The organism is Microcoleus sp. FACHB-SPT15, from assembly GCF_014849525.1.
Taxonomy (GTDB): Bacteria; Cyanobacteriota; Cyanobacteriia; order Cyanobacteriales; family Coleofasciculaceae; genus Symplocastrum; species Symplocastrum torsivum.
In genome coordinates this window covers 23337-30550 of record NZ_JACJNU010000011.1, presented here as the reverse complement: position 1 = coordinate 30550, position 7214 = coordinate 23337, and the positions used below count along the sequence as shown (strand labels likewise).

Below are 7214 nucleotides of genomic sequence, written 5' to 3'. Positions count from 1 at the left end.
ACATGCCTTTAGTCTGTCGTTGCTGCATCTTCTCCATAGCCCAATTGTCCAGTACGGCTACACTTGAGGCTCTTTATTTGGCTACTGGGTCATCCAAATGACCGAACGGTGAGTCACAAGCAGGTGGCGAGATTTGTAGGCGAAGCCTTCCCGAAGGGTACTCGCAATAAGGCTTTACAAGAGCCTCATGTTGCTGTTACATCACACCTGCATAATCAAAGAGCAGACGGCGGGGATTGAACCCACATCAAGGACTTACTACACCCTTGTGTTGCCAGTTACACCACATCTGCATTGCAACGAATTGCGGGAAACTCCCAATTCGCCACTTCTTTTCAGGCAAGTTGACTCTTGCCTCAGCTTGCAACTAAAATAGCGTTCTAAGTGGAGGTAAGTTCAAAACTTGAAGCTAATACTAGTAGCTCCTAGTTCACAACTGTTTACAGCTTTCCAACAGCATTTCAACTATTTACCCAATGTTGAAATAGTCAATGACTATTTCGAGTGGTTGCCAGAGTTTGACTGTTTAGTTAGCCCTGCCAATTCATTTGGAATGATGGATGGGGGTATGGATGCCGCCATCGTTAGGTTCTTTGGTCGTTCCCTGATGACAAAAGTTCAGCAGCATATCCTGAATGACTTCCTGGGTGAACAGCCTGTTGGAACATCGTTCATCGTGGAAACTGGTCATCCAAAGCATCCTTTTCTGGCTCACACACCCACCATGCGAGTGCCAATGTCTATTGCTGGCACCGACATTCCATACGTGGCAATGTGGGCAATGCTTCTCGCTGTTCGACGGCACAACCAATATGCCGAACGAAAAATTAGTAGCATTGCCTGTCCTGGATTAGGTACAGGAATAGGGCGAGTTCCCTATCATGAAGCTGCCAGACAGATGGCATCAGCTTATGACAACTTCCTGCATCCACCCAAGTTCCTCAATTGCATAGTTGCTGCTGACAGACAACTTCAAATTTGGGAGGGTGGAAATTCAAGCTTTGCCTGAGCTGCGATCGCTACTTACTCACTTAGCAGGCGGCGAGAGTCGAACTCGCATCAGAAGATTACGAAACTTCTATGCTTGCCATTGCACCACGCCTGCCTTTTGGTGGCGGGGGCAGGAGTTGAACCTGCTGATAAGAGGCTTATGAGACCTCCAAGCCTACCCTGGCTACTTCACCCGCATCGCACCAATACCCCTGACTGGGCTTGAACCAGTAACCTCCGCATTCTAAGTGCGGCACCTCTTCCGATTGGGCTACAGGGGCATATCGGGATGGCAGGATTTGAACCTGCGACTCCATGCTCCCAAAGCATGGCTTCTAGCCGCTGAATTACATCCCGTTGATACTCCTGGCTGGGCTTGAACCAGCAACGCGCAAGGTTTAAGCTTGCTGCCTCTTCCGATTGGGCTACAGGAGCATTACTTAGCTGCTCTCTCGCTTTGATAGAGCAGAACTGGGGAGGCAGGAATCGAACCCGCGATTTCCTGATCCAAAATCAGGTGGCTTTGCCAACGTCGCCTACTCCCCAATAAATGGATGCCGGGACAGGGCTTGAACCTGTATCTCAGACTTCAGAGGACTGCGACTTGCCTATTCGTCCACCCGGCAATGAATAAATGGCTGCCCTGGTAGGGATTGAACCTACGACCGTTCGCTTAACAGGCGACTGCTCTTCCACTGAGCTACAGGGCAACGACAGTCCCCCAGGTCAGTATCGAACTGACGACCTCTTGATTTTCAGTCAAGCGCTCTTACCAAACTGAGCTACCGGGGGAAGTTTCAACGGAGAGGACAGGATTTGAACCTGCGTTAGGTTTTACCTAATCAGACTTTCCAAGTCTGCGCCTTAAGCCACTCGGCTACCTCTCCAAGTTGACGAGAGCGGAAGGAATCGAACCTTCACGTCTTCGGTTTCGTAGACCGAGATTTTATCCAGTTAAACTACGCTCTCAATGGCGCGGGGACTGAGATTTGAACTCAGATCATCGATTTTGGAGATCGAGATGTTGCCGTTACACCATCCCCACATAGGATTTGAACTTTGAATCCAAAATCTAAATCCAAAATCCAATGGGTCGGGCAGGATTCGCACCTGCAACCAAAAAAGGACGATTTTACAGACTGCTGCCCCACAAGCTAATAGGCGGGCCGACCCAGGTAAAAAGGCGGAGAGGACAGGACTCGTTCGCGTTAGCGAAGCGGTAGCCACGTAAGGAGCGTCAGCGTTCTCGAAGAGTACTTGCTATGGGTTGCCCCATGCTTCCTTAGCAGGGAAGTGCTTTCAGCCATTTCAGCCACCTCTCCAGATAGCCCCAAGGAGACTTGAACTCCTTTCTCTGCCTTGAGGGGGGCAGCATCCTAACCACTAGACGATGAGGCTTTGTTCTCATCTTAAATACCGATAACTACGCTTATGGGTATTAGATTCTGTAAACCGAGCTAAACGATGAGGCTTGTGTATCAGTAGGAGTAGCAGGACTTGAACCTGCGACCTGTCATCTTATGAGGATGCCGCTCTACCAACTGAGCTATACTCCCATACCATACAAGTGGGAGTAGCAGGGGTCGAACCTGCAACCATACGGTTAAGAGCCGTCTGCTCTGCCAGTTGAGCTATACTCCCATGCACCAGATGATTTGCAGATTGAGAGGTCGAGGTGGGATTTGAACCCACGAGAAAATATCAGTTTTGCAGACTGACGCCTTCGACCACTTGGCTACTCGACCTCGTTCATCAATCTGATAGCCCCAACGGGACTTGTTCGCGGAGCATTCTCCGAAGGAGTACCCGTATTGCCTGCTTGAAAGACAGGTGAATTAGCCCTTATTCGATGGGGCCGTTGTCTGGGAGTGGAGAATTGAAACTCCATCATTGCTGCCCTAGCGGGGCTAATCGGACTTGAACCGACGACCTTTGCCGTGACAAGGCACTGCTCTAACCATCTGAGCTATAGCCCCATGACTCAATCAGCAATTCCCACTGTTATGTGTCTTAATTGCAGGAAGCATAGCTGGATTGAATCCCAATCTCTTTTTGTATTTTGTTTGTAAGAGATACCAACTGTTTCTCATAGCAGGTTGAGACAACCTTGTAGTATCAGTTGAGCTACGCTTCCCTTCAAGACATCTGTGCCTATGGCTGTCAGCACAGATTGATGAAATAAATGGGTGCTTTCTTATTCAGTTTTCAAGGTTCAGAAAAAGACTGATAAAGTTTAGAGAAACAACCGACGTTCTAGGTGATATACCTGGCTAGTCTTGTGGATAGCTTCGGTAGTTTTTCGTTGATGAATACGTGCAGATGACCTTTGTTCTTGCTCTCTCGAAGGAGGCTGATTCGGTCTTTTATTTGACTCTCGCTTTGATCTAGGTTGACCAGGGAGCCGAATGAATAGTAACAACATGATTTTTTTGAGTTGGAGCTGAATCACTCCTCTTCTTGCTTCGATATATACATACTACAAAGATACTACAAATTTGTCAAGGGTGTAGTATAAAGTTTTTTTTGAGTTGTGAATGCCTTGTAAATAAAGGAATAGCGCTTAAATACTGCCTCGACTCGTCAAGTGACAAGAGGCGATCGCTTTTCCAGCCCAATCAAAAAATTCCCTTACCAATGGGGTGAAGGAGTTAAACAAGTGGATTAATAGGAGTTAAAGGAAAAGCGCTGATACGGAAGCTGGGAGGAAATGACGTGAGTGAATCGTCAATTTTGCTTGTTTTGTAGTGGATGAGAAGCTAGCTGAGCCAAGGGCAGTGATCGCTTCGGTTAACTGAACTGAATCAAATACCTAAAACTGGTTCATTGCTTCCTCTCAGATCATTCTGGAGCCTTGGACTTACTTGAGTTTTGCGAACTTCTGCTTTCACTGGATTCCCTTTTTGCCCTGTTCAAGGAAAAATTAAGGTAGACACAAAGGAAATCCTCTGGAGAAATTGATGGACGCACCAAAATGTCACAGATGCGGGGCAGATTTAGTTCAAATCAAACTGACGGAAGATTCAGAAATCGGTTGGTACTGTGTAGGTTGCGACGCTGACATACTTGGCGAAAAGGAAGAAGCGGCTACCGAAATCGACTTAGATAGAGAATAGTGCTTACTTGGGCTGGATTCGACCATTCTTATCAATCGTTAGGCGAGTCTTAGGGAAATTACTCTGAGTCAACTGGCGGATTAACTTGACACTGCGAAACTGCCGATCAGGATAAGGTATACCTTGCCCTGTTAAATGAACAGGGATAATCTTGCCAGATGTAAAATCTCCCTGGTTATTGAGTTCCGTTTCCAAAACTAGGGAGTAGGCAAGTTGTGCTTCAGCAGAGAGGGTTCGGTATCCCATAAAATTGCCCAAAGAATAAGCAATTAATTTGCCTTTATAAAGTTCTAAGGCTCTAGGAACGTGAGGACCATGCCCCAGAATTAGATCAGCGCCATTATCAATCATGGTGCGAGAAAACTGCACCATGTTTCCTCGATTTTCTCCAAAAAAGTATTCAGTTTGATTTTTGACATTCATCGCCCCTGTGCCCTCAGAACCCGCATGAACAGAAATCACTACCATATCAGCATTTTTACTAGCTTTTTGCACTAGCGCTTTTGCTTCTTTTAGGTTGTTCAGAGAATTGTGATAGTTAAAGTAGCTAAAGCCAATCCAGGCAATCGATAGTCCTTTTCGTTTAGCAATGAGAATTTGACCTTTTTTACCAAGGGCTTTAATGTTAGCTTTTTCAAGATTGTGAATGGTGTCATTAAATCCTTGACGAGCGAAATCAAAGGAATGATTATTAGCAACACTCATCACATCAAACCCAGCTTCTTTTAAAATTTGGGTATAACTTGGAGGCGTGCGAAAGGCAACAATTAACCTCCCACCTAAACCTTTAGGAGAGTAAGGATAATTTGTTAACGTACTCTCAAAGTTGCCAAATAATATATCAGCTCCTTTCAGAAGGGGTTTAACGCCTTGAAAGAGAGTTTTACTACGCGAGTGGAGTCGATTATTAGGGTAATTTGTACCAGGAACGATGTCTCCAACGGCTTTGATTTTGATAGTTACAGCAGGGGGTTCTGGCTTGAGATGAAAATCAGGTAAAACATCAGTTACAGGCTCAACGAAGGAAAATTCTTGAATGTATTCATATCGCTTAGCGCTCCCATAGCCCAAGCCAACAAAGAAGCTGAAAGTACCAGCAAAGATTAAAACATACGCCTTCCGGCGCGTCGTTCTGTTGGAAATAGCAAGGAAATTTGACACCAACTAGAGAATGTATGCGATGGTTGGTCATTCAAACGCCCAATATTAGCACAGTGGGATCACAAAATGTTCTGCGCTAACTGAGCGAAACTCTCACAACTGCATATGAACCTCTTGGTTACCTCTATCCAGTGGGTAATTACTAGATGTAGACAAAGGAACAACAGGCGGCAGGATAATCACCTGATAAGAACACTAGACCAGGGTGGCGGAAATAACTATCTAGTTGAAAAAGGTTAAAAAGCTTACCTTACAGCTTTCTTGCCTTCGGCTTTCTGCATTCTTGCACTAGTGTTGCACTCAGGGGGCTGAACCCAAGGAATTGCCAAAATCTTGCTAAAGATGAGTTGACTCAAATTTAGCGCATCAAGTCTAATAAACCCGGTAGATTTCCAAGGGTTTAGCGGCATGTTATCGACTCAAAGACTAGCTATCTCAAAACCTACAGTTCGTCGGAACCGCTGGTTTGAACGATTAATGGCAATTATTGCCTTGGTGAACTTGTGTTTGGTGTTTTTTGACCTCAGCTATGTACCCTGGCGCGACTTCTACTTTCAACAAGTGCCGAGTTTAATCGAGATTTACGACCCAATTAAGGGGATTGAACCTCATCGAGAAACACAGAACTACCTGAACAAGGTAGAGCAACTGGAAAAATTGGTGTTGCAGACAGGGGTAGAGCCACCTCAGGGAGAAGAGTTGCTAGGCGAATTACGTCGTCTCAGTAACCAGATGATTGAGGATAACCCCTTTGCGTTGGCGAATAAAAGCGGCACTCTAGAAAAGATTAAAAACCAAATACGCGATCGCGTTGGTGAAGAATCGGCTCATAAAGCCTTTGAAACCTTTTGGAGTCAAGGTTACTTATCCCATGCCGGTTGGCAGCAAGAGATTGGGTTTTTTAATATTGAGGTTCGTCCGCTAATCCAAAAGAACTACTATCGCCGCTTGGGAACCAATGGCAAATTTCTCAATAACTTCTGGCTGATTGACATACCCTTTATTGTCCTATTCGGCTTAGAATTTCTCGCTCGTAGTTTCTATATAAGTCGCCAAAATCCCCGATTGAACTGGCTTGAAGCAATGCTGCGGCGCTGGTACGATATCTTTCTCCTACTACCTGTTTTGCGGTGGTTGAGAGTCCTTCCCGTGACGCTTCGCCTCTATCAAGCTGAGTTACTCAATCTGGAACCTGTACGGCGGCAAATCAAATATGACTTTATTGCCAATTTTGCTGAGGAACTAACGGAACTTGTTGGAATTCGGATGATTGACCAAGCGCAGGAGTCGATTCAACGAGGTGATATTGCGCGTTGGCTACTACATCCTGAGACTCGCCGCCCTTACATCAATATCAATAACACTGATGAAGTAAAAGAGATCGCAACTTGTCTACTCCACCTCAGCATCTATGACGTACTCCCCAAAGTCCAACCAGACCTCGAAGCTTTACTCCATCACAGTGTTACAACTCTCCTCAATCAATCCCCGGTCTACCAACAACTACAGCATGTCCCTGGTTTAAATCAATTACCCACGCAGTTAACGGAGAGATTAGTGGCAGATATCTCTGAGACAACCTACAGCACCCTAACGACATTACTAGAAGACCCTGTAGCAGCAGAACACTCGAACCGTCTGATCCGAAACTTCAATGAAGCTCTACAAATAGAACTACAAAAGAAGCATAACCTTCAAGAATTGCAATCTCTACTCATAGATATGCTTGAGGAAATCAAGATTAACTACGTCAGAGGCATTGCTGAAGCAGGATTGAGTAAAACATTGGAGGAAGCGGAACAACTCCATCAAATTCTTCATCAATAGGAAGAAGGTCGCTAGCCAGGTAGATGTCATTAAACGTGGGAACTTGTTCATCGTAGCGATGGACTTTCTTATTGTCGGCAATAGACAAGACAATTCGATATTACCGAGTGCCTTGCATCCAAT

Annotated in this window: 4 protein-coding genes and 18 tRNA genes; 3 read left to right on the top strand and 19 right to left on the bottom strand. The window is 45.5% G+C overall.

All coding sequences use genetic code 11. The features are described 5' to 3' along the window. Nucleotides 1–221 precede the first annotated feature (221 nt). Nucleotides 222–293 (bottom strand) — tRNA-Thr (locus H6F98_RS04650). 110 nt (nt 294–403) lie between these two features. Here H6F98_RS04650 and H6F98_RS04645 point away from each other — a divergent pair. After that, nucleotides 404–1009, top strand: a complete 606-nt coding sequence (locus H6F98_RS04645; RefSeq protein ID WP_192217502.1) for a macro domain-containing protein — start codon at nt 404–406, stop codon at nt 1007–1009. Between the two features lie 24 nt (nt 1010–1033). On the opposite strand, the gene H6F98_RS04640 is transcribed toward H6F98_RS04645, so the two are convergent. The 17 genes from H6F98_RS04640 to H6F98_RS04560 form a co-directional block, all read right to left on the bottom strand. Continuing rightward, nucleotides 1034–1105, bottom strand: a tRNA-Thr gene (locus H6F98_RS04640). Between the two features lie 92 nt (nt 1106–1197). Continuing rightward, nucleotides 1198–1271: transfer RNA gene (locus H6F98_RS04635), tRNA-Leu, on the bottom strand. A 3-nt stretch (nt 1272–1274) separates the two neighbouring features. Further along, a tRNA-Pro gene (locus H6F98_RS04630) sits at nt 1275–1347 on the bottom strand. Between the two features lie 4 nt (nt 1348–1351). Next, nucleotides 1352–1425: transfer RNA gene (locus H6F98_RS04625), tRNA-Leu, on the bottom strand. 36 nt (nt 1426–1461) lie between these two features. Beyond that, a tRNA-Gln gene (locus tag H6F98_RS04620) sits at nt 1462–1536 on the bottom strand. Between the two features lie 5 nt (nt 1537–1541). Further along, nucleotides 1542–1616, bottom strand: a tRNA-Gln gene (locus tag H6F98_RS04615). Nucleotides 1617–1625: 9 nt separating this feature from the next. Beyond that, nucleotides 1626–1700 (bottom strand) — tRNA-Asn (locus H6F98_RS04610). A 7-nt stretch (nt 1701–1707) separates the two neighbouring features. Then, nucleotides 1708–1782: transfer RNA gene (locus H6F98_RS04605), tRNA-Phe, on the bottom strand. A 9-nt stretch (nt 1783–1791) separates the two neighbouring features. Beyond that, nucleotides 1792–1877 (bottom strand) — tRNA-Ser (locus H6F98_RS04600). A 7-nt stretch (nt 1878–1884) separates the two neighbouring features. Then, nucleotides 1885–1959 (bottom strand) — tRNA-Arg (locus tag H6F98_RS04595). A 2-nt stretch (nt 1960–1961) separates the two neighbouring features. Then, nucleotides 1962–2035, bottom strand: a tRNA-Trp gene (locus H6F98_RS04590). 139 nt (nt 2036–2174) lie between these two features. After that, a tRNA-Ser gene (locus H6F98_RS04585) sits at nt 2175–2312 on the bottom strand. 160 nt (nt 2313–2472) lie between these two features. Next, nucleotides 2473–2546 (bottom strand) — tRNA-Met (locus tag H6F98_RS04580). 12 nt (nt 2547–2558) lie between these two features. Further along, nucleotides 2559–2631, bottom strand: a tRNA-Lys gene (locus H6F98_RS04575). Nucleotides 2632–2657: 26 nt separating this feature from the next. Then, nucleotides 2658–2735 (bottom strand) — tRNA-Cys (locus H6F98_RS04570). A gap of 16 nt (nt 2736–2751) precedes the next feature. Then, a tRNA-Glu gene (locus tag H6F98_RS04565) sits at nt 2752–2847 on the bottom strand. 45 nt (nt 2848–2892) lie between these two features. Next, nucleotides 2893–2966: transfer RNA gene (locus H6F98_RS04560), tRNA-Asp, on the bottom strand. A gap of 981 nt (nt 2967–3947) precedes the next feature. Here H6F98_RS04560 and H6F98_RS04555 point away from each other — a divergent pair. Continuing rightward, nucleotides 3948–4103, top strand: coding sequence for a hypothetical protein (locus H6F98_RS04555; protein ID WP_192217501.1), 156 nt, complete (start codon nt 3948–3950; stop codon nt 4101–4103). A gap of 3 nt (nt 4104–4106) precedes the next feature. On the opposite strand, the gene H6F98_RS04550 is transcribed toward H6F98_RS04555, so the two are convergent. Continuing rightward, a complete protein-coding gene (locus tag H6F98_RS04550; protein ID WP_313929794.1) occupies nt 4107–5264 on the bottom strand; it encodes a CapA family protein in 1158 nt (385 codons plus the stop codon). 408 nt (nt 5265–5672) lie between these two features. Between H6F98_RS04550 and H6F98_RS04545 the strand changes: the two genes are divergently transcribed. Further along, nucleotides 5673–7091, top strand: a complete 1419-nt coding sequence (locus tag H6F98_RS04545) for a hypothetical protein (protein ID WP_192217499.1) — start codon at nt 5673–5675, stop codon at nt 7089–7091. Nucleotides 7092–7214 lie beyond the last annotated feature (123 nt).